The sequence below is a fragment of the Rhodococcus sp. AW25M09 genome, assembly GCF_000333955.1.
GTDB lineage: Bacteria > Actinomycetota > Actinomycetes > Mycobacteriales > Mycobacteriaceae > Rhodococcoides.
In genome coordinates this window covers 25,364-48,641 of sequence record NZ_CAPS01000038.1, presented here as the reverse complement: position 1 = coordinate 48,641, position 23,278 = coordinate 25,364, and the positions used below count along the sequence as shown (strand labels likewise).

Here is a 23,278-nt window from a genome sequence, read left to right as displayed (position 1 = left end):
TGAACTCCCCCAGATTTTGCTGACCGGTGAGTAACTCCGAAACATGATCGAAACGTTTGAGCAAGTCGATTTCTCACCCTTCGGACTCGGCCGTCTCCGAGCCGGCTCACCGCCGGGCCCTATTACCGCCCAACGTGCAGAAACTACCGATCACCGCAGATCAGGGGGTTGCAGCCGAATGCAACGGTGCGATCGCGATCACATGTGACTACCCTCACTAGGGGCTCGAGACCGGCTAGCAAGTGCCGTTTCATGGGTGAAAAGCATCGGACGAAAGAGAGCTATTCGAGATGACGACCAGTACCTCCGGAACAGACGAGACCGCGGTTGCCGCCTACGCACCCTCGGCCGAGTTCTCGGCTCAGGCCAACGCCGGAGCCGAGCTCTACACCGCCGCGGAGAACGACCGACTCGGATTCTGGGCCGAACAGGCCCGCCGCCTGCACTGGCACACCCCGTTCACCGAGGTACTCGACTGGTCCGACGCCCCCGTCGCCAAATGGTTCGCCGACGGCGAACTCAACGTCGCCTACAACTGCGTCGACCGCCACGTCCTCGACGGCCACGGCGACCAGGTGGCCATCCACTGGGAAGGCGAGCCCGGCGACAGCCGCGACGTCACCTACTCCGATCTGCTCGCCGAGGTCAGCCAGGCCGCCAACACCCTGACCGAACTCGGCCTCGTCTCCGGTGACCGCGTCGCGATCTACATGCCCATGATCCCCGAGGCCATCGTCTCGATGCTCGCCTGCGCACGCCTGGGCCTGACCCACTCGGTCGTCTTCGCCGGCTTCTCGGCCACCGCGCTGCGCTCACGCATCGACGACGCCGAAGCCAAGCTCGTCATCACCACCGACGGCCAGTGGCGACGCGGCAAACCCGCCCCCATCAAGGACACCGTCGACGAGGCCGTGAACGGTGCCGCCTCCATCGAGCATGTGCTGGTCGTCAAACGCACCGATTCCGACGTCGCCTGGACCGACGGACGCGACCTGTGGTGGCACGAGACCGTCGCGAAGGCCTCGAAAGAGCATGAAGCGCAGCCATTCCCGGCCGAGCACCCCCTGTTCATCCTCTACACCTCCGGTACGACGGGTAAGCCCAAGGGCATCATCCACACCTCCGGCGGTTACCTGACCCAGACCTCGTACACCCACCACAACGTCTTCGATCACAAGGCCGGCGCGGACGTCTACTGGTGCACCGCCGACATCGGCTGGGTCACCGGGCATTCCTACATCGTCTACGGGCCCCTCTCGAACCGCGCCACCCAGGTCGTCTACGAGGGAACCCCCAATTCGCCCGACGAGCACCGGCATTGGAACGTCATCGAGAAGTACAAGGTCTCGATCTACTACACCTCGCCCACCCTCGTGCGCACCTTCATGAAGTGGGGCAAGGAGATTCCCGAGGCTCATGATCTGAGCTCGATCCGTCTGCTCGGCAGCGTCGGCGAGCCGATCAACCCCGAGGCGTGGCGTTGGTTCCGCGATGTCGTCGGCGGCGGCAGCGCCCCGATCGTCGATACCTGGTGGCAGACCGAAACCGGCGCGATCATGATCTCCCCGCTCCCCGGCGTCACCGCCACCAAGCCCGGCTCGGCGATGACCCCGTTGCCCGGTATCAGCGCCAAGATCGTCGACGACGACGCCAAGCCACTGGGCAACGGCGGCAACGGATATCTCGTCCTGTCCGAGCCGTGGCCGGCGATGCTGCGCGGCATCTGGGGCGACATGGAACGCTACAAGGACACGTACTGGTCGCGGTACGCCGAGGAGGGCTGGTACTTCGCCGGTGACGGTGCCAAGTACGACGAGGACGGCGCGCTGTGGGTCCTCGGCCGCGTCGACGACGTCATGAACGTCTCGGGCCACCGCATCTCCACCTCCGAGGTGGAGTCGGCGTTGGTGGGCCACAACGGCGTCGCCGAAGCCGCTGTCGTCGGTGCCGCCGACGAGACCACCGGTCAGGGCATCGTCGCGTTCGTCATCCTGCGCGCAGGGGTGGAGAACACCGGCGACGACCTCATCAAGGAGCTCAAAGCTCAGGTGTCGAAAGAGATTTCGCCCATCGCCCGTCCACGCGAAATCTCCATCGTGCCCGAGCTCCCGAAAACGCGGTCCGGCAAGATCATGCGACGCCTGCTCCGCGACGTCGCCGAAGGCCGCGAACTCGGCGACGTCTCCACCCTCGTCGACCCGAAGGTGTTCGAGTCGATCAAAAAGGGTCGGTAGGCGCTCCGCGCATGTGCGCGGAACTTCGTAGCAGAGGTCGAAGTTCCGCGCACATGCGGCGCAGCCGCTCAGACGCTGTCGAGTTCCTGATCTCGAGTTTCCTTCATGATGAGCAAGGCGATCAAGGTCAGTGCGGCAGCGATGGCCAGGTAGACCCCTACCCATCCGACGCCATAGCTGCTCACCAGCCACGTTGCGATGAACGGGGCCACTGCGGCTCCGAGGATCGACGCGGTGTTGTACGAGATTCCCGAACCGGTGTAGCGAACGTTGGTCGGAAACAGTTCCGGCAGAACGGCACTCATCGGTCCGAACGTCAGGCCCATCAACCCGAGGCCGACGCACATGAACACCAGCATCTTGCCTGCCGATGCGGACGACGGATCGGCGAACCAACGGAACGACAGACCGAACAACACGATCGCCGTGGTGATGACGATGAGCGTCGGCCGGCGGCCGTACTTGTCGGCGAGCAGTCCCGCGACCGGGATCAGCGCTGCGAAGAACAGCACGGCGATCAGTTGCAGCTCCAGGAAGTCGGTGTACGGAATTGCGAGCTTGGGGCCGTTGACGTCGGAGACCTTGCCCGTTCCGTAGCTGACCACCCAGGTGGTCATGATGTAGAAGAGCGTGTAGGTCGCGAGCATGACGAAGGTACCGATGATCAGCTGACGCCAACTGGTCTTGAACACCTGGGCCAGCGGCGTCTTGACCTTCTGGCCGCGCTCGACGGCCAGCTTGAACACCGGCGTCTCCTCGAGCTTGAGCCGGACGTAGAGGCCGATGATGACCATGATCGCGCTGAGTAGGAAGGGAATTCGCCAGCCCCACGTGAGGAACGGGTGGTCGCTGCCGGAGTTCGCGGAGTCGTAGCCGGTCGCGATGACGATGAGCAGGAAGACGCCGTTGGCGACGAAGAAGCCGATCGGCGCACCGAGCTGCGGGTACATCGCGGCCCAGGCTCGCTTACCTGGCTTGGCGGTTTCGGTGGCCAGCAACGCCGCACCGCTCCACTCGCCGCCGAGGCCGACGCCTTGGGTGAAGCGCATGATCGCCAACAGCGCCGGTGCCCACAGACCCACCGCGGCGTAGGTCGGCAACAGGCCGATCGCGAACGTTGCGACACCCATCGTCAGCAGGGACCCGACGAGGGTCGCCTTGCGTCCGATGCGATCACCGAAGTGACCGAACAGAACCGACCCGATAGGTCGTGCGACGAAGGCCAGGCCGAACGTGGCGAACGAGGCCAGCAGCGCGGTGGTGTCGTTGCCGGCCGGGAAGAACAGCCGCGGGAAGACGAGCACTGCCGCGGTGGCATAGATGTAGAAATCGAAGAACTCGATGGACGTGCCGACCATCGACGCGATCACGATGCGTGAGCGCGGCACCTGAGGTGCGGGAATTGCGCCGTCGGCGGTGGCGGCGGGTGTTGAACTCACGAATGCTCCTGAAAGGGGGAAGTTCCCTGCAAATTACCTGATGAACACCTGAGAATTTCACGCGCCGGGCCCGTTCGTTGCCTGTTCCTGCAACATTTCCGGTTTGTCCGGGACGGTGTGGAGGTACGCCGCTCGAGGGTCGAGCGTCGCTCGACGGTCACGGGGCAGTTAATCTGCTACCAAGGCACTACTGTCGATACGATCCGATCAACACCGAGCAGAGCGATTACAAGGGGTCGAGAGTTGAGCGTCAGCAATGACAAGGGATACGGCAACGGAGTCCCGAACACGATTTCGTCGATACCTCTGACCGACGTCGATGCCCGCACTCCTGGTAGCGCCAGCATCGGAAACCTCGTCAAGGACGCCACCACTCAGGTCTCGACGCTCGTGCGAGCCGAAGTCGCTCTCGCCAAGGCCGAGGTCACCGGTGAGGTCAAGAAGGGTCTGCAGGGAAGCGTCTTCTTCATCGCAGCGCTGACGGTCCTGCTGTTCAGCACCTTCTTCTTCTTCTTCTTCGCCGCCGAATTGCTCGATGTGTGGCTCTACCGCTGGGCTGCCTTCCTGATCGTGTTCGTGTTCATGGTGCTGGCCGCGGCTGTGTTCGGACTCCTCGGGTACCGCAGAGTCAAGAAGCTCCGCAAGCCGGAAAAGACCATCGACTCGCTCAAGCAGGCGTCGACGGTGCTGCCCAACCAGCACGAGAGCATTCCAGGAGTTCCCGGCTACAAGACGTAGTCACCCGGCGAATCGAGCAGTATGAATCAGCCCGATCCGTCCACGGTCCGCTATCCGGGACAGTGGATTCATCGCGACATCCACGCCAACGGAATCCGCTTCCACATCGTGGAGGTCGGCGAGCACGCACCGGACGCACCACTGGTGGTTCTGCTGCACGGCTTCGCCGACTTCTGGTACTCCTGGCGACACCAACTCGATGCACTCACTCGGACCGGTGTCCGCGCCATAGCCGTCGACCTGCGCGGATACGGCGATTCCGACAAGCCTCCGCGTGGATACGACGGGTGGACCCTGGCCGGCGACATCGTCGGACTCGTCCGCGCCCTGGGGTACCCGCACGCCGCCTTCGTCGGCCACGCCGACGGCGGACTGGTCTGCTGGGCGAGCGCAGCACTGCACCCCCGCATCGTGCGCTCGATGGTGCTGATCAACGCCCCGCACCCCATCTCCCTGCGCCGCGCAGTGTTGAAGGATTCCGCACAGCGCGCCGCCCTCCTCCCGCACTTCGTTCGCTACCAGGTTCCGCTCCGCCCCGAGAAGTTACTGAAGCGCCGCGGCGGCGGCGCAGTGGAAGAGCTGATGAGCAGCCGCGCCGGGGCCGTCTGGAAGCACACCGAGGACTATGCGGACACCGTCGCGAAGATGAGCTCGGCGATCCGCATTCCCGGTGCCGCGCACTGCGCGCTCGAATATCAGCGCTGGGCGTTCCGTAGCCAGTTCCGTTCCGACGGCCGCCGCTTCATGGACGCCGTCGACGTACGCACGTCGATTCCCGTCGCTCAGATCAGCGGCGATCTCGACCCGTACGTGCTGCCCACCACCCTCGATCGAGATCGGCACTGGGCACCGGGGCTGACGCGTCGAACAGTGCGCGACGTGGGGCACTACGTACACCAGGAAGCACCGGACGTGGTGTCCGACGAGATTCTGCGAGTGGTCCGCGAGAGCTAGACGATGCAGTCGCCGGTCGTCACCGCGACCGGTGCATCGAAACTCTGCGCCAGTTCTTCCGAGATCTCCGATGCGGTCAGCACGAATCCGGTGTCGGGGTCGTCGACGGCGGCACCGAACACGACGCCGAGGACCTCACCGGACGAGTTGACCAGTGGTCCGCCGGAGTTGCCCTGCCGCACCGATCCGCGCACGGTGTAGACCTGCCTCTGGACGGTTCCGGTGCGGTAGATGTCGGGGCCTTTGAGATTGATGATCTCGCGGATACGAGCCGGGCTCGCCGTATAGGGACCACCGCCGGGATAGCCGAGCACGATGGCATCGGTTCCGGAGTCGGCCGGTGCCGGGGCAAACGTCAGCACCGGTGCCTGCAACTGCGCAACCCGAAGCACAGCAACGTCTTCTTCGGGGTCGAACAGCACGACCTCGGCGTCGAGCGGTCCGTTCGGCGAATCGACCGTCACCTCGGACGTGCCTGCGACGACGTGCGCGTTGGTCATCACCAGATCCGATCGAACGACGAAGCCGGAGCCTTCCAGGGCCTTCTGGCAGCTCGGCGCGATGCCGTTGATCTTGATGACGCTGGACTGCAGCTGAATCGGAATGGGCCCTGCGGCAATACCGGAATCGGGAGCCGCGACATCGACAACCGGGGTACGACCGAACGGCCCGATGACGTCCGGCAATCCGGAGGTGTCGAGCAACGCCGAGAATTCTGTGGGGACCTGCCGCAGCCAGTCGGGTGCCACCTCGTCGACCTTGCTGAGCACGGCCGATCCTCGGACCGCGCTGGCGACCTCGGGTTGCGAGGACGAGGTCAGTGGAATGGCCAGCAGCCACGCCGCGGCGAGCACCGCCGCGGCCTGCAGACCGGCTCCGATCGTACTGTCGACGGATCTGGCTGCGCGCGAGTGAATCCCGCTACGCAAAGCGCGCCCGAGAACCATTCCGGCAACTTCACCGATGATCACCAGCACCACGATCAACGCGATGCCGACGAAGACCCGCGGCCGGGCACCGTCGACGTGTTCGAGCACGTGCGGTGCCACCAGAATTCCGGCGACGGCGCCGAGAACGACACCGAGAAACGCCAGCGCCGACGCCATAGCTCCCTGCCGCCAACCCGATGTTGCCGCCAACAATGCGATAGCGACCACCGCGATATCGACCCACCCTGAGCCCGTCACCGATCGAGCCTCGCTCCTACCGCAGTCAAGCTGGCCTCCAGATCGCGTATGTCCCCGGTGTCCCATTCGGGCTCCCAGCCCGATACAGCCAGCAGGCCCGCCAGAATACCGCCCGTGAATCCCCACACCAGCATCCCCTGCACCGAGAAGGCCGGGCCCTGGTAGCCGGCGGGGTGGCGTACCTGGAATCGATTGTCGGGATCGAGTAACTCGCGCAACGGAACTCGCACCACTCGCTCGGTCTCACCGGAGTCGACGACGCGTACCGGGCTGGGCTTGTGCCAGTACGAGAGCACCGGGACCACGTCGAAACGCGACGGCGGTATGTAGATCCCCGGCATGGTTGCCAGGGGAACGACACCGGCAGGGTCGAGTCCGGTTTCTTCCTGCGCCTCGCGCAGCGCCGTCCCGACCGGTCCGTCGTCGCCCGGATCGGTGGCACCGCCGGGAAAGGCGATCTGCCCGCTGTGATCACGCAGGGTCGAGGCGCGCTGGGTCAGCAGCACATCGGCGTCGGCGGGCAGTCCGCCGGGCGAGCTGGGATCGCTCACCGCCGGGCCACCGAACAGCACCAACACCGCCGCAGATCGAGTATTGCCGGATGGCGGTGCCTGACGCTGCAGCACCGGATTGATTCCGGTGGTGTCGTTCAGACCGTCTGCCCTGCCTGCGACGTCGAGCATACGAGCGAGCCAATCGGGTGAGCTCACGAATCGACTCCGAGATTCACGCGGACGGCGTCGGCGATGTCGTCGACGCTACGGAAAGGTTGGGGCAGCACCTTGGCGACAGTGCCATCCGCAGATATCAGAACGGACACGGGCAACACGTTCGGTGCTCCCACTGCCGCGGCGACACGGCCGCCGCCGTCCTGAACTCCGGGCAGGGTGACGCCGTAGTCGGTGAGCCGAGCCAGCCCGTTGGCCTCGTTGGCGTCGTTGTGCACCGTCAGGACGGCGATTGCGTCGCCTGCCCGTTCGGCGTACTGCTGCAGGTAGGGCAATTCCTCGGCGCAGGGACCGCACCAGTAGGCCCAGATGTTGAGCAGTGCCGGGCGTCCTGCGAGCACCTGGCCCAGGTCGACGTACGAGCCGTCGCCGATACATTCGAGCGTGATGCCCGTCAGCGGGCCGGCCGAGTTGCCCGATCCCGTCGTCGGGCACGCGGCGAGATCGGCGTCCTGCCGCAGCGGCGCGAGAGCTTCGGGGGTGTCTACTGCGCGGCGCTCGTCCGTGCCGGGCGCTCGCTGACCCAGGCTCGGGGTAGCACTGGGTGCCAGGCCGGGAACGTCGTTACGTGGCCACAGCGCGTAGACCATCCCGACGACGAGGATCAGAGCGACGAGAGACCAGCGCAGAGCAGCCTTGTTCACGACACGATTCCGGCGAGGGCCAGGAGGTGATCGGTTTCCGGGCCCTTCACCAACGCGGCAGCGGTTGTCGGGTCGGTCGGACCGGCACCGAACGACGGGCAGTCCTTGGCCAGGACGCACACCCCACACGCGGGCTTGCGGGCATGGCAGACGCGTCGCCCGTGAAAGATGACGCGGTGGGAGAGCAACGTCCACTCTTTGCGTTCGATGAGCGCGCCGACGGCATGCTCGACCTTGACCGGGTCCTCTTCCGTCGTCCACTGCCAGCGCCGGACCAGCCGGCCGAAGTGTGTGTCGACGGTGATTCCGGGAACGTCGAACGCATTGCCGAGGACCACGTTGGCCGTCTTGCGCCCGATACCGGGCAGCGTGACGAGGTCCTTCAGAGTCGCCGGTACTTCGCCGTCGAACTTCTCCAGCAACGTCTGCCCGAGTCCGATCAACGAAGTGGCCTTGTTGCGATAGAACCCGGTGGTTCGGATGAACTCCTCGAGTTCGGTTCTGTCGGCTTCGGCGTAGTCGCGGGCAGTGCGATATCTCACGAACAGAGCGGGGGTGACCATATTGACGCGCTTGTCGGTGCACTGCGCGGACAGGATGGTCGCGACGGCGAGTTCGAGGGGCGTGGTGAAGTCGAGTTCGCAGTACACATGGGGGAAGGCAGTTTCGAGCGTCCGGTTCATACGCCGAGCTCGACGCACGAGCCCGAGGCGGGTCTCCTCGCGTTTGCGCACGTCGGGGCGTTTCGGGGCTGTCGAATCCACTCCACAACTGTACGGACAAGAATGCGTAACGTTCACCGCGGAGGCGGCGGGCTGTGTTTGTATCGAGACTTTTTCGGTGTTAACTGCTGAGTATGCAAGGACTCGCCGTGGTGCTCTTTCCGGTACTACTCATGCTCTTCGCGCTCGCGATGGAACGGGTCGAGTTCCGGCTCAGCAAGCTCGGCGTCCGAGAGCAGGAAGTACAGGAATTTCTCGATCAGGCGAGTACCTCCGAGGTCGCGACACTGGCAAACGAAGGTTTCCCACACGCCTTGGCTCGATTCAACACCCGCAAGCGCCGCCAGACCCCGCCGCGGACCATCGACACTCGCGACGGCATGATCGACCAACGCGCCAGCTGAGCGTCCGATCGGTCGTAATTTCGATGAATTTTCGGTGAACGGGAACAGACGGTCGATCGCTCTGGCAACCTGTGGTGGCGTCGATCACTCGGTTTCGACCGAGTCGAAGTAGACTCCCCTGAGGTAATTGTTGTGTTTGAACATTGCACCGGCTTCGACGCCTGAACTGCACACCCGGTTCGGCGGGTTGCACGACTGTGTACAAACGCCTTCGGTGGTGCGGGCTTCCGCGTCACCGACATCCCAAAAGGAGCGCAAGTGGACGACGTCCTGGCACGGGCCGGCATCTTCCAAGGAGTCGAACCCTCTGCGGTTGCGGCGCTGACGAAGCAGCTGCAGCCTGTCGATTTCCCCCGCGGACACGTCGTGTTCAACGAGGGTGAGCCCGGAGACCGGCTCTACATCATCGTTTCCGGCAAGATCAAGCTCGGACGACGCTCCCCCGACGGCCGCGAGAACCTGCTGACGATCATGGGACCGTCGGACATGTTCGGTGAGCTGTCGATCTTCGATCCCGGCCCCCGTACGTCCTCGGCCACCACGGTCACCGAGGTGCGCGCAGTCAGCATGGACCGCGCCGCGCTCAAGGACTGGATCGACCAGCGCCCCGAGATCGCCGAGCAGCTGTTGCGCGTGCTGGCCCGCCGGTTGCGTCGCACCAACAACAACCTGGCCGACCTCATCTTCACCGACGTTCCCGGACGCGTCGCCAAGGCGCTGCTGCAGCTCGCCCAGCGCTTCGGCACCCAGGAAGCGGGATCGCTGCGCGTCACCCACGACCTGACGCAGGAAGAGATCGCTCAGCTCGTCGGTGCCTCTCGCGAGACCGTCAACAAGGCACTGGCAGACTTCGCTCACCGCGGCTGGCTCCGCCTCGAAGGCAAGTCCGTGCTGATCTCGGACTCCGAGCGTCTGGCCCGACGAGCTCGCTAGTCCGAGCTCGTTCGGGACAGCTCGCTAGCTGTTCTCTCTGAGGTAGGCCAGCTGCGTTTTCACGGACATCCGCGCAGCTGGCCACAGCTTTTTGTCCACATCCGAGTAGACGTGCCGTACCACCTGCATCGGTTTCGCATTCTCGCCGATGTCGGCCAACGCCGAGCGAACCTGATCCAGCCGCTGCTGACGGTGGGCGCGATACGCGCGCGCCACCTCGGCAGTGTCCGGCAACTCCGGCCCGTGCCCGGGCAGCACCGTCTTTCCTGCACCTGCTACTTCGAGCCGGTCCAGTGACTCCAGGTAGGCCGCGAGCGAACCGTCCTTCGGATCGAGCACCGTGGTGCCGCGGCCGAGGACGGTGTCTCCGGTCAGGATCGCATCGTCGAGCACAAAACTCACCGAATCAGCCGTATGACCGGGCGTGTGCAGTACCTGGATGCGCAGACCGGCTGCCTCGATGACCTCGCCGTCGACCAGCGCAGCGCCGTTCCCGTGCAGGAACTTCTCCCCCAGTGCTCGGACCGGAGCCGCTGTCTTTCGATGGAAGCGTTTCAATCCGGCCGTGTGATCTGCGTGGCGGTGGGTCACCAGCGTCAACACCACCGTGCCCGACGCGGCGACGGCGTCGAGGTGGCCCCGGTCCTTCGGCCCCGGATCGACGACGACGCACTCCTCGGATCCGGGTGCCCGCAGGATCCAGGTGTTGGTTCCGTCGAGAGTCATCTTTCCCGGGTTGTCGGCGAGCAGAACCGACGCGGTGGGCGTCACCTGCCGAAGGAGTCCGTACGCGGGATGCTGGGGATTCGAGACGACCATTGAATTACTGTAGGTCTCCGGCCGACATCGGGCAGGAGCGGAGCCCGCAAGAGCGACAAATCGAGAGATGGCGACGAGGACTCCCGTCGGCTTCCGAGGAGAGAGATGAGCATGCAGATCGGACTCGTCGGAGCGGGCCCCTGGGCTCGCAAGACTCAAGCGCCCTCTCTCCTCGCCCACCCAGGCGTCGACTTCGCCGGAGTGTGGGCCCGACGGCCCGACGCAGCGGCCGAACTGGGAGCACCGGTCTTCGAATCGTTCGACGCCCTGCTCGACGCCGTGGACACGGTGGCGTTCGCGGTACCACCGGCCGTGCAGGCCTGGTACGCGCTACGTGCGGTGCGAGCAGGCAAGCATGTGTTGCTGGACAAGCCGATTGCCGCAACCGTCGCCGAGGCCGAGGAACTGGCCGAGGCCGTGACGGTAGCGGGCGTGCGCTCGATGGTGACCCTGACACTCCGGTTCGCTCCGGAGACGAAGCGATTCCTCGACGCGGCCGCCGGACGCCCCTGGGCAGCCGGCTCGGGAACCTGGTTCTCCGGCGCGATCCTCGGCGGGGCATACGCCAACTCGCAGTGGCGTCACGACGACGGGGCGATCCTCGACGTCGGCCCCCACGTTTTCGATCTACTCGACGCCGCGCTGGGAACCATTGCACGCGTGGCCTACTCACACCGCGAGGTGGCGTCGGACAGTTGGACGGTGCTGCTCGAACACGAGGGCGGTGCCCGCAGCACGGTGCAATTGTCGCTGCGGACGCCGATCATGCCGTCGATGATGCGTATCGAGCTGAGCGGATCGGACGGAGTGGAGACCTTCACCGATCGATCCACCTCGTCGACCGACTGCTACGCCGTCCTGCTGGACGAATTCCTCGAATCGGTCGACTCGGGTGTAGACCACGCATGCTCGGTGCACCGAGGCCTACACCTGCAGAAGGTGATCAGTGCGGCTACGCCACTACGCGTCAGCTCAGCTCGACGATGAGCTCCACCTCGACGGAAGCACCGAGGGGCAGTTCGGCAACACCCACCGCCGACCGCGCGTGCTTACCTGCGTCGCCGAAGATCTCGCCGATGACGTTCGACGCCCCGTTGATCACCCCGGGCTGCCCGGTGAAACCGGACGCCGACGCAACGAAGCCGACCGCTTTGACCACGCGCGAAACCGAGTCGATTCCGACGAGGGCATGCACGGCCGCGAGTGCGTTCAATGCGCAGACTCGCGCCGCGGCGGTGGCGTCCTCAGCGGAGACCTCGGAGCCGACCTTTCCGACGGACGTCAGATTCCCGTCGACGATCGGCAGCTGACCGGAGGTGTAGACGAGTGAGCCCACCCGAACGGCCGGGACGTACGCCGCCAACGGCGGGACCACCTGGGGCAGCTCGATGCCCAGCTCGGTCAGTCGTTCGCTCCAGTTCGCCACTACCGATCAGGCCTTCGGACGCTTGAAGTACGCGACCAGCGTGTCGCCACCGTTGGGTCCCGCCATGATCGTGACGAGCTCCCAGCCCTCGGCGCCGTAGTTGTCGAGAATCTGCTTGGTGGCATGAATCAGCACCGGCGCAGTGAAGTACTCCCAGATGATCTTTTCGCTCATAGGTTCAGAGCCTATCGTCCGCTGGTGGCCTCGGTACCGTCGATCTAGGGTCGGACGGTGTCTCGTCTCGATATGAAAGATGCCGTCTACCATTTCGCTCGCGATCACGGAGGTTCGAGAGATCAGTTCGCGCTCCTGGTGTTCGACTCCGTCGACGCTCCCGCGCCCACGTTCGCCGACGTGCTCGCACACGTGGAGTCTCGATCGCCTCGAATCCCCGGGCTCGGAGTGCGGCTGAGAGAAACACTGTGGGGACTGGACTATCCGAGATGGGTACGAGACGACTCTCCCCCTCGCGACCATGTCGTCGATCACGATCTGACGGAACCGAGCTGGGACGGGGTGGAGGCCTTCATCGGTGAGCTGCTGTCCACGCGTCTCGACATGCGCACCCTCGCCTGGAAGCTGCACGTCATTCGCGGAGCACGAGACGCACCGCTCGTCCAGGGTGCCGCGACGCTGATCGTCTTGCAGGTCGGGCATGCGTTGACCGACGGCTCCGGTGTGACTCGACTGTTGCGAGCGCTCTTCGTGCCGCACGGTGATCCAACTATCGACACCCCGCTGCCGGGGCACACCTCGCCGGACTCGACAGTCCGCACAGCGCTCGGAGTGGCACGTGGGATTTTGTTCGCGCCCGTCGATCTCGCGATCTCACGATGGGAAGCGAGCAGGTCACTGCGCGCGGTTCTGAGGACTGCGATGCCGCCCCTGCTTCCGGCTAGTTCGCTCAACCGTGCAGTCGGTTCGTCCCGGGCAGTTCGTATCGTGCCGCTGTCCGCAGGGGAGGTTCGCGCGGTGAACTCGACCGTCACGGTGTCTGCTCTGGCAGCAGTCGGGTCGAGCCTGAGGAGGTATCTGAGTGCAGTCGACAGCTCCGGCGGCCGCGACGAACTCGGTATTGCCGCGATGGTGCCGATGGCTCTGCCACCGGACTGCGCGTGGCCCTCGGCCAACCGTGTCGTGGTCGGAACAGTGAATCTGCATGTCGGCATCGACAACCCCGAGGAAAGACCGAAGCACATTGCTCGATCCCTGGACAGGGAACGGACACGGGTGACGGGCGAACCGGCACTACGCCTTGCCCGAGCCGACGAGCGGGTTCCCGCACCGATCGTCCAATTCGTCCAGGGCCGCCGGTTTCGCCGTCGAATCCGAAACCCCGAACACGTCGCCGGTCAGACAACGGTCGTCAGCGTGAACCGCGGTGGCGCGGACCTCGAATTGTGCGGCGCTACCGCGCGATTCACCGCCGGATTTCCGTTCCTGGATGACGGACGCGCGCTGACCCACGGCTTCTTCGGTCTCGGCGACACAGTCACTGTTGCCACCGTCACGTGCCCGGAGGTGATGCCGTCGTTGGGGCCGTACACACAGGATCTGGTCGACGAGCTTCGTGGACGGCCGAACCCCGGTTAGCCATGTCCGCCGGACGTTCGGGGGATATCTCTATATGGTCGAGACGTGGGTACAGCGAACGAAGAGGGATGGCCGGCGAAGGCGGATGCCGCGCGGCTGCATTTCGTGTCCGGTAAAGGTGGCACCGGAAAGTCGACGGTCGCCGCGGCTTTGGCGCTCGCGCTCGCAGCGGGCGGCCGACGAGTGTTGCTGGTGGAGGTCGAGGGCAGACAGGGCATCGCGCAGCTGTTCGACGTGCCACAACTGCCGCCGGTGGAGACGCGCGTGGCCGCGGCGGACGGCGGCGGCGAGGTCTACGCGCTGGCGATCGACATCGAGACCGCGTTCCTCGAATACCTCGATATGTTCTACAACCTCGGTTTCGCCGGCCGCGCGATGCGCAAGATCGGTGCCATCGAATTCGCGACGACCATTGCCCCGGGCCTGCGAGACGTACTGCTGACCGGCAAGGTCAAAGAATGTGTGGTGCGAACCGACAAGAAGGGCGTCCGCGCCTACGACGAGGTCGTCGTGGACTCGCCGCCGACGGGCCGCATCGGGAACTTCCTCGACGTCACCAAGGCCATGGCCGATCTGGCCAAGGGTGGCCCGGTGCGTTCCCAGAGCGAGGGAGTGGTGCGTCTGCTGCACTCGGCCGACACCGTCGTGCACCTGGTGACGCTGCTCGAAGCCCTGCCGGTTCAGGAGACCGCCGACGCGGTGCGTGAACTCGAGGCAGCGGAACTGGGGCTGGGGACGGTCATCGTCAACCGCACCGAGCCGACGTACCTTCCTGCCGATTCACTCGAGGCCATCGCCGAGGGCGAGATCGATGCCGCGGCAATCCAGGACGGTCTCGCCAAGACCGGAATCACGCTTTCCGAGGCCGATTTCGCGGGTCTGCTCACCGAATCGATCGAGCATGCGTCGACGCTCTCGGCTCAGGTGGAGAGCGCCACCACGCTCGACGAACTCGACGTCGCGCGCATGTCGCTGCCGATGTTGGCCGACGGCGTCGATCTCGGCGGCTTGTACGAACTCGCCGCCAAGCTGGCAGAACAGGGTGTCCGATGACTCGACCAGTAGCAACCGAACTCGACGTCGACCGGATACTGACCGATCCCACGTCGCGGATCGTCGTCGTCTGCGGGGCGGGCGGGGTCGGCAAGACGACGACCGCAGCCGCGATGGCCTTGCGCGCTGCCGAGCAAGGCCGGCGCGTGGTGGTGCTGACGATCGATCCGGCCCGCCGGCTGGCTCAGGCTCTCGGCCTCGGCGATCTCGACAACAGCCCGCAGCCGGTGAAGTTACCGGCCGGCTCCAAGGGCGAACTGCACGCGATGATGCTGAACATGCGGCGCACGTTCGACGAGATGGTGATCGAGCATTCGACGCCGGAGAAGGCTGCGCAGGTTCTGGCCAACCCGTTCTATCAGACTGTGGCGTCGTCCTTCTCGGGCACGCAGGAGTACATGGCGATGGAGAAACTGGGGCAGTTGTCCCTGGACGCGTCGTGGGATCTGATCGTGGTGGACACTCCGCCGTCGCGCAATGCACTGGACTTTCTCGATGCTCCGCAGCGGCTCGGCTCGTTCCTCGACGGTCGTTTCATCAGGCTGCTCACCGCCCCCGGCCGCGGCATCACCCGAGTGGTCACGAGCGCGATGAGCTTGGCGATGCGCGGCGTCTCCACGGTGATCGGAAGCCAGATGCTTTCCGACGCATCGGCATTCGTGCAGTCACTGGATTCGATGTTCGGCGGTTTCCGCGAGCGCGCGACGCGTACCTACCAGTTGCTGCGCGAGGACGGAACCAGCTTCCTCGTCGTCGCTGCTGCAGAACCCGACGCATTGCGTGAGGCCGCGTTCTTCGTGGAGCGATTGTCGGCCGAGAACATGCCGTTGGCCGGATTGGTGGTGAACCGGACCCATCCGACGCTGTCGTCGGTGCAAGCAGATCACGCTGCCACCGCGGCCGATCTGCTGGATCGGATCGACGAACCCGGCGCAGTACTGACTGCCGCTGTCCTCCGTATCCATGCCCAACGTGCGGTGACGGCAGCCCGTGAGGTGCGGTTACTCCGGCGCTTCACCGGAGCTCACCCACGCGTGCCCATCGTCGGCGTTCCATCGTTGCCGTTCGAGGTCTCCGACCTCGCGGCGCTACGTGCCGTCGCCGATCAGCTGACCCGCAGAAGCTGATTCAGTAGCCGGGCGGCTGATTCAGTCGTAGCCGGGCGGCTGATTCGGCCGTGCCCAGCAGGCTGAATCAGCCGGCCCGGCCGGCAGCTAGATAGCGGCTTGCTGCTGGCGCTGGGTCTCGAAGAACTCGGACCAGGAGTCGACCTCGGGGTGCTGCTTGAGCAATGCCCTGCGCTGCCGTTCCGTCATGCCGCCCCACACGCCGAACTCGACTCGATTGTCGAGGGCATCCGCGCCACACTGCATCAACACCGGGCAGTGCCGGCAGATGGTGGCCGCCTTACGCTGCGCTGCACCTCGTACGAAAAGCTGGTCCGGGTCCGTGCCCTTGCAGCGGGCGTGCGACACCCAGGCGATGCGTGCTTCTGCTTCTTCTACATCGAGTCGCGTCGGCGCGGTTGTCGTGTGCATGCGGATACCCCTTTGCGTGTCGGATGTCCTAGCTGGACGTCCCGGAGGCTCGAAGCAATCTGTACCTCGCTGACGAAGCACAAATTCTAAGAGCTGCCCCACAATCATTATCAAGTGTTATGTGAATCACACCGTGCTCATAATTTAGGTAAAGCGCGCCGCGAATGCAAGACGGTGAGGTCACATTTCTGGTACGGCCGTCCCGAGCAGGGGCGCAGCGCAGAGAGCATCCGGGCAACTGCCGGTTCCCGCGGCACCCACGTACGCTGTGCTCTGTGTCAGTTGGAAAAACCGTGGCGAAGCTCGCCGGATGTTCTGCACTCGCCGGTGCGTTGTTCGCCGGCGTGATGTTCCCCTTGGCCGGTGGATTCGGATATGCCTCGAATCGCGCCGCCGATACCGTCGACAACGTCTCTGCCGAGCTGGTCGAGGGCATGGTGCCGGCTGTCTCGACGATGACGGACATCGCCGGTAACCCCATCGCATGGCTCTACGAACAGCGCCGCTTCGAGGTACCGAGCGACAAGATCTCCAACGAGATGAAGCTCGCTATCGTCTCGATCGAGGACCGCCGCTTCGCCGAGCACCGAGGTGTGGACTGGCAGGGCACCGTGCGTGCGTTCCTGACCAACACCACCAGCGGTCAGGTCGAACAGGGCGCGTCCACCATCGATCAGCAGTATGTGAAGAATTACCAGCTGCTGGTGGTGGCCAAGACCGATGCCGAGCGTCGCGCCGCCATCGAGACCACACCCGCCCGCAAGATCCGCGAGATCCGGATGGCGCTGACACTCGACAAAGAACTGACCAAGGACGAGATCCTCACCCGGTACCTCAACCTGGTGCCGTTCGGTAATGCGTCCTTCGGCATCCAGGACGCGGCCCAGACCTACTTCGGTATCGATGCCAGCCAGCTCAGCGCCGTCCAGGCCGCGATGCTCGCCGGGATGGTGCAGTCCAGCTCGGCCCTGAACCCGTACACCAACGAAGAGGGCGTGATCGAGCGCAGAAACACCGTGCTCGACACGATGATCCAGAATCTGCCCGAGCGCGCCGAAGAGCTCACGGCCCTCAAGGCCGAGCCGCTCGGTGTACTGCCGGTGCCCCAGACGCTCCCCCGCGGCTGCATCGCGGCAGGCGACCGCGGATTCTTCTGCGACTACGCACTGCAGTATCTCGCCCAGGCCGGATTGAGCCAGGAACAGATCGACAAAGGCGGATACCTCATCCGCACCACGCTCGACCCCATGGTGCAGAACTCCACCAAGGCCGCGCTGGTCCAGAACACCAGCCCATCACTCGACGGCGTCGCCACGGTCATGAACGTCGTCGCACCGGGACAGGATCAGCACCGGGTGCTCGCGATGGGCAGCAGCCGCACGTACGGCCTCGATGGCGACGCCAACGAAACAGTGCAGCCGCAACCGCACTCACTGGTCGGCAACGGTGCAGGCTCCATCTTCAAGATCTTCACCACGGCTGCGGCCATGGAACGCGGACTGGGCACCAGCGCAACGCTGCAGGTGCCCAAACGTGTGGAGGTCAAAGGCGTCGGTGACGGTGGCGCAAAGAACTGCCCGCCCTCGACGTACTGCGTGGAGAACGCCGGAAACTACCCGTCGTCGCTGTCCATCACGGACGCTCTGGCTCAGTCCCCCAACACCGCGTTCGTCAAGCTGATCGAGTCGGTCGGAGTGACGCCGACAGTGGACATGGCCGTGCGCCTGGGCTTGCGCTCGTACGCCGACCCGGGCTCGTCGGGCACCGATCAGTCGATGGCCGACTTCCAGAAGAGTCAGAATCTCGGCTCGTTCACCCTCGGACCCACCTGGGTGAATCCGCTGGAGCTGTCCAACGTGGCCGCCACGCTGGCGTCCGCCGGCAAGTGGTGCCCGCCCACCCCGATCGACTCGATCTTCGATCGCGACGGTAAGCCCGTGCCGGTCGCGCACCAAGCGTGCGAGCAGGTCGTCGAGCCCGGTTTGGCGAACACACTGGCCAACGCGATGAGCAAGGACGACCAGGCAGGCGGCACGTCCTCGTCCGCCGCGAACTCGGCCGGCTGGAGCTTGCCGATGTCCGGTAAGACCGGCACCACCGAGTCCAACCGTTCCTCGGGCTTCCTCGGGTACACCAACAACTACGCCGCCGCGGTCTACACCTACGGCGACTCGCCCACCCCCAGCGAGATCTGCTCGTTCCCACTGCGCCCCTGCGGCTCCGGCAACCTGTACGGCGGTAACGAGCCGGCTCGGACATGGTTCGACGCGATGACACCGATCGCCACCGAATTCGGGCCGATCGCGTTGCCACCCGTCGACCAGAAGTACGTCCGCGGCTCGGCCAACGGCCAGGTTCCCGATGTCTCGGGCCAGAGCCAGTCGTCGGCAACAGCGACCCTGCAGGGTGCAGGCTTCCAGGTGTCGGTGGCTACCACCGCCGACCAGGCAGCCCGCGGCACCGTGGTGTCGACGTCGCCGTCGGGTTCGGCGGTACCCGGATCCAACATCACGCTCTACGTCAGTGACGGTTCGGTTCGACCGCCTCCGGCTCCGACACCTACCCCGCCGAGGATCGAGCTACCGGACCTGCCGGGCATCCAGCTCCCCGCCATCCCCGGTCTGACGGTCCCCCGCTGAGCGGCTCCGCCGCATGTGAGTGGAACTTCGTAGTCTGCTACGAAGTTCCACTCACATGGGTTGTCACAAGCGATCTTTGACGGCCTTCGACAGTCGCGACCCATCGGCTTTACCTGCGGCGAGTCCCGATGCGATCTTCATGACCTGACCCATCTGCTTCATTCCCGGTCGCTCTCCGAGGTCCTCGGCAACCTGCGCCATTGCGGTGTCGACGATGTTGGCCAGTTCCTCGTCGGTGAGCGGCGTGGGCAGGTATTCGTCGATGATCTGCGCCTCGGCGCGCTCGTTCGCCGCGAGTTCGCCGCGACCGTTCTGCGTGTAGATCTCGGCCGACTCGCCGCGCTTCTTCGCTTCCTTGGCCAGCACTTTCAGGACGTCGTCATCGGTCACCTCGTGGGCTTCCTTACCGGAAACCTCCTCGGTTTGGATGGCGGCGAGAATCATCCGCAGCGTGGCCAGGCGCAGTTTGTCCTTCGCCTTCATTGCTGCGGTGAGATCGGTACGGAGGCGGGCTTTGAGTTCGGACATGGCAGAAACGCTACGCGGCCTCGCTGCCGGCCAGCTATTCACAGTCGCCGGCTCGCGAGTCCAAATCACGTTGCTGACGTATCGTTGATGAGGTGGCCGACCAATTCAGTCCCTCGTTTCTCCGTACCTCCACGCAACTGCGCGGTGCCTCCACTCAACTGCGCTCGGCCGCAGAGCACGCGCGAGATGCCATCAGAGCGGCACCTCTGAGAAGTTCCGTGATCGGGACGGCGGGAGCCGCGGCGTTGGGTCTGGGATACGCCACGCTCATCGAGCGCAATGCGTTCACGCTTCGCGAGACGTCGATGGCAGTGCTGGAACCGGGTTCGGCGACACTGCGCGTACTCCATATCAGCGACCTGCACATGATGCCCGGCCAGCGGATGAAGCAGAACTGGCTACGTGAACTGGACCGGCTCGAGCCTGATCTGGTGGTCAACACCGGAGACAATCTCTCCCACCAACGCGCTGTACCCAGCGTCGTGCAGGCATTGGGGCCGATGCTGGGGCGGCCCGGCTTGTTCGTGTTCGGTAGCAACGACTACTTCGCGCCCAAGCCGAAGAACCCGTTCAAGTACTTCGACAAGAACCACAAGCGCACGACGGGCGACTCGCTGCCGTGGCGCGATCTGCGGGCTGCGTTCTCCGAGCGCGGCTGGCTCGACGTGACGCATGTACGTCGCGAACTCGAGGTGGCCGGAGTGCGCATCGCGGCGGCGGGCGTCGACGACCCCCACCTCGAGCGCGATCGATACGACACCATCGCCGGCCAGCCGAATCCGCTGGCCGATCTGCGTCTGGGCATCACCCACTCGCCGGAGCCGCGAGTGTTGGACAAGTTCGCCCAGGACGGTTACGACCTGGTCCTCGCCGGGCACACGCACGGCGGCCAATTGTGTCTGCCGTTCTACGGCGCTCTGGTGACCAACTGCGAGATCGACCGTTCGCGGGTCAAGGGCCCCTCCAAGTGGGGTGCACACACCCAGCTGCACGTGTCGGCGGGCGTCGGAACTTCGCCCTATGCGCCCGCTCGCTTCTGCTGCCGGCCCGAGGCCACCCTGATCACCTTGACTCCGGCCCCGAGAATGGGTCCGAAAGACTCCTCTGACGAGGGCGTTTCGCGTTCCGAGGCAGTCGTGAGTTAGACTTCTCCAGCGGTACACGGGGTGTGGCGCAGCTTGGTAGCGCGCTTCGTTCGGGACGAAGAGGTCGTGGGTTCGAATCCCGCCACCCCGACACAGTAGGACGACGATGGACTCCCTCGATTCACTCGAGGGAGTCCATTTTCAGTTGTACGGCGAGCACGTACTGTGAGTCGACCCTGCCGGAGCCAGCGAACGGATTCCACCCGATGCCTACCCCTGAACGCGTACACGTGACGCACCGGTTCGTCTCACCACCCGAGGTCGTGTTCGCGGCGCTGTCCGAACACGAGAACCTGGCCCAGCTGTTCAGTGCGAAGGTCACGCGACTTCGAGACGGCGACACCTCCCGCAACGGAGTCGGCTCCGTGCGCTGCATCAAGCTGGGGCCACTGCCCGCGTTCGAGGAAACCACCGTCGTCTCGGAGCCGAACTCTGTGATCGAGTACCGCATCACCAAGGGCAGCCCGCTACGCGGACACTGGGGTGTCCAGAGGATGACGCCCACTACCGACGGTGGCACCGAACTCGTCTACACGATCGGATTCGATTCACCGGTCCCCGGCCTGGCTCCTATCGTCGGCAAGGCACTGGCATCGAGAATCTCGAAGAATCTGCCGACCCTGGCCCCGTAACGCGACTGCATCGTTCTCGGCAGTGGCAATCGGTTCTGTCGACCACTTCGGGCCGGCTACGTTCGCGGCCGGTAGCAGCACGAAGGCCCCGACCGATAGATCGGTCGGGGCCTTCGGAGTCGCTTCTCAGCTCGACGCAGCGCGCAGTTTCTCCAACAGCGGGCCTGCGGCCTCGGCGAGGAAGCGTTCCTGAGTTTCGTCGCCCACCTGCACCAGTGCGATGTCGGTGTAACCGGCCTCCCAGAAGGGCTTCACGGCCTCGACGATGGCGTCCAGATCCGGTCCACACGGAATCGTGTCGGCCACGTCCTCTTTCCGCACGAACTTGGTGGCCCCGGCGAACCCTGCCGCCGTCGGGAGATCCGCGTTGACCGCCCAGCCGCCCGCGAACCAGCGGAAGCGATCGTGCGCGCGATCGATGGCCGCGTCCTTGTCCGGATCCCACGAGATCGGGATCTGCCCGATGGACCGCGCGGGGCCCTCGTGATTGTCCGACCACGCCTTGACGAGATCGGCGTTCGGCTCGGTGGCGATGAGGTGGTCGCCGTACTCGGCGAACCGCGCAACGGCCTTCTCACCACCGGCCGCGATACCGATCGGCACCCCGCCTTCCGGCAGGTCCCAGATCCGAGCGGAGTCGACGCGAAAGTGCTTGCCCTCGTAGGTGACCAAGCCGCCGGCGTGCAAGGCCCTGATGATCTCGAGTGCCTCGACGAACATGTCCTGTCGCTTGTCGATGGACGGCCATCCCTCACCCACGATGTGCTCGTTGAGGTTCTCACCACTGCCGAGGCCGAGCGTGAAGCGCCCGTCGGCCAGAATCTGCAGTGTGGCTGCCTTCTGCGCGACGACGGCCGGGTGGTACCTGATGATCGGGCACGTCACGTACGTCATCAGCTCGACGCGTTCGGTGGCCTGAGCCACCGCACCCAGCGTCGTCCAGGCATACGGGGAGTGCCCCATAGATGAGAGCCACGGAGAGTAGTGGTCGCTGCTGACCTCGAAGTCGAAGCCGACCTTCTCGGCTCCGACGGCGTGCTGCACCAGCTCTTTCGGTCCGCTCTGCTCGGTCATCAAGGTGTATCCGAAATTGGTCATGGTGTGTCTCCTAGATAGTTGCGACGGAACCGGCGTCGACTCGGTAGTTGGATCCGTTGACGAAGCTGGCCCGGTCCGAGCACAGGAAGGTGATCACCGAGGCGACCTCCTCGGGTTCACCCCGCCGTCCGAGCTCCATGTGCGGACGCTCCTCGTCGAGGAAGCTCTCGATGGCACCGTCGCGGTCGGTGTTCTTCTCCTCGGCCCGCTTGTCCATCATCGCGTCGGTCATCGGGGTGTGGATGAAAGCGGGAGAGACCGCGTTGACCAACAATCCCTCCGACGCGTAGCTGCGGGAAAGACCCTTGGCGAGCGCCAGCACACCGGCTTTGGCTGCGCAGTAGGGCAATTCGTCATCGTACGGCTGCACGGCATCCTCGGAGGTCAGCAGCACGATACGTCCCCAGCCGCCGCGCCGAAGCGCAGGCAGAAACGCCCGCAGCAGCCGGACGGGGCCCATCAGGTCGATGTCGAGGGTGGAGCTCCACCCGTCCTCGTCGATCTCGTGGAACAGCCCTTGTGCTCCGGTCACACCCGAGGATTGAACGAGGATATCGATGTCTCCCAGGGCCCGTTGCGTCTGCGCCGCCAGGTTCTCGACGGCCTCGGTGTCGGTGACGTCCGCAGCGAAAGCGAACAATTGGCCCTCCGCTGCGTCGAGTTTCGCTGCCGCGTCGTCGAGCGCGGACTGGTCCTTGTCGCTGATCACGACGCGAACGCCCTCGGCCAGCAACATCTTTGCGGTCTGCCAGCCGATGCCGGAGTCAGCCCCGGTTACCAGGGCTGCTCTACCGTCGATTCCCAAATCCATATGATCCCACTTT

The 23,278-nt window shown here is 65.0% G+C and carries 24 protein-coding genes and 1 tRNA gene; 13 read left to right on the top strand and 12 right to left on the bottom strand.

Annotation, left to right across the window (positions count from 1 at the left end):
- Nucleotides 1-290 precede the first annotated feature (290 nt).
- On the top strand, nt 291-2,234 hold the full coding sequence (acs, locus tag RHODMAR_RS06900) for an acetate--CoA ligase (RefSeq protein ID WP_008712763.1): 1,944 nt from the start codon (nt 291-293) through the stop codon (nt 2,232-2,234).
- Between the two features lie 68 nt (nt 2,235-2,302).
- Here the strand turns inward: acs and RHODMAR_RS06895 are convergent, their stop codons facing one another.
- Nucleotides 2,303-3,673 carry an MFS transporter gene (locus RHODMAR_RS06895; protein WP_008712761.1) on the bottom strand — a complete coding sequence of 457 codons (1,371 nt, stop codon included), beginning with the start codon at nt 3,671-3,673 and terminating at the stop codon, nt 2,303-2,305.
- 243 nt (nt 3,674-3,916) lie between these two features.
- Between RHODMAR_RS06895 and RHODMAR_RS06890 the strand changes: the two genes are divergently transcribed.
- Complete coding sequence (locus RHODMAR_RS06890) at nt 3,917-4,411, top strand: phage holin family protein (RefSeq protein WP_008712759.1); 495 nt, start codon at nt 3,917-3,919, stop codon at nt 4,409-4,411.
- A 21-nt stretch (nt 4,412-4,432) separates the two neighbouring features.
- On the top strand, nt 4,433-5,365 hold the full coding sequence (locus tag RHODMAR_RS06885; protein WP_008712756.1) for an alpha/beta fold hydrolase: 933 nt from the start codon (nt 4,433-4,435) through the stop codon (nt 5,363-5,365).
- On the opposite strand, the gene marP is transcribed toward RHODMAR_RS06885, so the two are convergent.
- From marP to nth, 4 genes are read right to left on the bottom strand one after another with little or no spacing between them, the layout of a single operon-like run.
- Nucleotides 5,362-6,552: an acid resistance serine protease MarP gene (gene marP, locus RHODMAR_RS06880; RefSeq protein WP_008712753.1), complete on the bottom strand. Its 1,191-nt coding sequence runs from the start codon at nt 6,550-6,552 to the stop codon at nt 5,362-5,364. The genes RHODMAR_RS06885 and marP overlap by 4 nt on opposite strands.
- Nucleotides 6,549-7,235, bottom strand: coding sequence for an NUDIX hydrolase (locus tag RHODMAR_RS06875; protein ID WP_042938280.1), 687 nt, complete (start codon nt 7,233-7,235; stop codon nt 6,549-6,551). Before RHODMAR_RS06875 ends, marP begins: the two co-directional genes overlap by 4 nt.
- A 23-nt stretch (nt 7,236-7,258) precedes the next feature.
- Nucleotides 7,259-7,870 (bottom strand): TlpA family protein disulfide reductase, encoded by a 612-nt coding sequence (locus RHODMAR_RS06870; protein WP_051047848.1) that lies wholly within the window; start codon nt 7,868-7,870, stop codon nt 7,259-7,261.
- A gap of 50 nt (nt 7,871-7,920) precedes the next feature.
- Nucleotides 7,921-8,607: an endonuclease III gene (gene nth, locus RHODMAR_RS06865; protein WP_081605925.1), complete on the bottom strand. Its 687-nt coding sequence runs from the start codon at nt 8,605-8,607 to the stop codon at nt 7,921-7,923.
- A 173-nt stretch (nt 8,608-8,780) separates the two neighbouring features.
- On the opposite strand from nth, the gene RHODMAR_RS06860 reads away from it, so the two are divergent.
- Nucleotides 8,781-9,050 (top strand): hypothetical protein, encoded by a 270-nt coding sequence (locus tag RHODMAR_RS06860; RefSeq protein WP_008712744.1) that lies wholly within the window; start codon nt 8,781-8,783, stop codon nt 9,048-9,050.
- Nucleotides 9,051-9,308: 258 nt separating this feature from the next.
- A complete protein-coding gene (locus RHODMAR_RS06855) occupies nt 9,309-9,983 on the top strand; it encodes a Crp/Fnr family transcriptional regulator (protein WP_027494494.1) in 675 nt (224 codons plus the stop codon).
- Between the two features lie 24 nt (nt 9,984-10,007).
- On the opposite strand, the gene RHODMAR_RS06850 is transcribed toward RHODMAR_RS06855, so the two are convergent.
- On the bottom strand, nt 10,008-10,802 hold the full coding sequence (locus tag RHODMAR_RS06850) for an MBL fold metallo-hydrolase (RefSeq protein ID WP_008712740.1): 795 nt from the start codon (nt 10,800-10,802) through the stop codon (nt 10,008-10,010).
- Nucleotides 10,803-10,907: 105 nt separating this feature from the next.
- Between RHODMAR_RS06850 and RHODMAR_RS06845 the strand changes: the two genes are divergently transcribed.
- Entirely contained in the window at nt 10,908-11,789 is an 882-nt protein-coding gene (locus RHODMAR_RS06845) for a Gfo/Idh/MocA family protein (protein WP_008712738.1), read from the top strand.
- Here the strand turns inward: RHODMAR_RS06845 and RHODMAR_RS06840 are convergent.
- Together RHODMAR_RS06840 and RHODMAR_RS27915 are read right to left on the bottom strand one after the other, a co-directional pair.
- Complete coding sequence (locus RHODMAR_RS06840) at nt 11,770-12,228, bottom strand: RidA family protein (protein WP_008712736.1); 459 nt, start codon at nt 12,226-12,228, stop codon at nt 11,770-11,772. The genes RHODMAR_RS06845 and RHODMAR_RS06840 overlap by 20 nt on opposite strands.
- A 6-nt stretch (nt 12,229-12,234) precedes the next feature.
- The gene (locus RHODMAR_RS27915; RefSeq protein WP_086000239.1) at nt 12,235-12,402 is read right to left on the bottom strand and encodes a DUF4177 domain-containing protein; all 168 of its coding nucleotides are present in this window, start codon (nt 12,400-12,402) and stop codon (nt 12,235-12,237) included.
- A 57-nt stretch (nt 12,403-12,459) separates the two neighbouring features.
- Between RHODMAR_RS27915 and RHODMAR_RS06835 the strand changes: the two genes are divergently transcribed.
- From RHODMAR_RS06835 to RHODMAR_RS06825, 3 genes are read left to right on the top strand one after another with little or no spacing between them, the layout of a single operon-like run.
- A complete protein-coding gene (locus RHODMAR_RS06835; protein ID WP_008712734.1) occupies nt 12,460-13,821 on the top strand; it encodes a wax ester/triacylglycerol synthase domain-containing protein in 1,362 nt (453 codons plus the stop codon).
- A 45-nt stretch (nt 13,822-13,866) separates the two neighbouring features.
- Nucleotides 13,867-14,874: an ArsA-related P-loop ATPase gene (locus RHODMAR_RS06830; RefSeq protein ID WP_008712733.1), complete on the top strand. Its 1,008-nt coding sequence runs from the start codon at nt 13,867-13,869 to the stop codon at nt 14,872-14,874.
- Complete coding sequence (locus RHODMAR_RS06825) at nt 14,871-16,001, top strand: ArsA family ATPase (RefSeq protein WP_008712730.1); 1,131 nt, start codon at nt 14,871-14,873, stop codon at nt 15,999-16,001. Before RHODMAR_RS06830 ends, RHODMAR_RS06825 begins: the two co-directional genes overlap by 4 nt.
- A gap of 87 nt (nt 16,002-16,088) precedes the next feature.
- Here the strand turns inward: RHODMAR_RS06825 and RHODMAR_RS06820 are convergent, their stop codons facing one another.
- Entirely contained in the window at nt 16,089-16,412 is a 324-nt protein-coding gene (locus RHODMAR_RS06820; protein WP_008712729.1) for a WhiB family transcriptional regulator, read from the bottom strand.
- 293 nt (nt 16,413-16,705) lie between these two features.
- Between RHODMAR_RS06820 and RHODMAR_RS06815 the strand changes: the two genes are divergently transcribed.
- A complete protein-coding gene (locus RHODMAR_RS06815; protein WP_042938275.1) occupies nt 16,706-19,051 on the top strand; it encodes a penicillin-binding protein in 2,346 nt (781 codons plus the stop codon).
- Nucleotides 19,052-19,114: 63 nt separating this feature from the next.
- Here the strand turns inward: RHODMAR_RS06815 and RHODMAR_RS06810 are convergent, their stop codons facing one another.
- Nucleotides 19,115-19,579, bottom strand: coding sequence for a GatB/YqeY domain-containing protein (locus tag RHODMAR_RS06810; RefSeq protein WP_008712725.1), 465 nt, complete (start codon nt 19,577-19,579; stop codon nt 19,115-19,117).
- A 191-nt stretch (nt 19,580-19,770) separates the two neighbouring features.
- Between RHODMAR_RS06810 and RHODMAR_RS06805 the strand changes: the two genes are divergently transcribed.
- The 3 genes from RHODMAR_RS06805 to RHODMAR_RS06795 all read left to right on the top strand — a co-directional run bounded on the left by RHODMAR_RS06805 (nt 19,771) and on the right by RHODMAR_RS06795 (nt 21,356).
- Entirely contained in the window at nt 19,771-20,724 is a 954-nt protein-coding gene (locus RHODMAR_RS06805; RefSeq protein ID WP_042938282.1) for a metallophosphoesterase, read from the top strand.
- Between the two features lie 17 nt (nt 20,725-20,741).
- Nucleotides 20,742-20,815, top strand: a tRNA-Pro gene (locus RHODMAR_RS06800).
- A 115-nt stretch (nt 20,816-20,930) separates the two neighbouring features.
- Nucleotides 20,931-21,356, top strand: coding sequence for an SRPBCC family protein (locus RHODMAR_RS06795; protein WP_008712721.1), 426 nt, complete (start codon nt 20,931-20,933; stop codon nt 21,354-21,356).
- Between the two features lie 126 nt (nt 21,357-21,482).
- Here the strand turns inward: RHODMAR_RS06795 and RHODMAR_RS06790 are convergent, their stop codons facing one another.
- Together RHODMAR_RS06790 and RHODMAR_RS06785 are read right to left on the bottom strand one after the other, a co-directional pair.
- Nucleotides 21,483-22,454 (bottom strand): LLM class F420-dependent oxidoreductase, encoded by a 972-nt coding sequence (locus tag RHODMAR_RS06790; RefSeq protein ID WP_008712720.1) that lies wholly within the window; start codon nt 22,452-22,454, stop codon nt 21,483-21,485.
- A 10-nt stretch (nt 22,455-22,464) separates the two neighbouring features.
- Complete coding sequence (locus RHODMAR_RS06785) at nt 22,465-23,265, bottom strand: SDR family NAD(P)-dependent oxidoreductase (RefSeq protein ID WP_008712718.1); 801 nt, start codon at nt 23,263-23,265, stop codon at nt 22,465-22,467.
- Nucleotides 23,266-23,278: the final 13 nt, after the last annotated feature.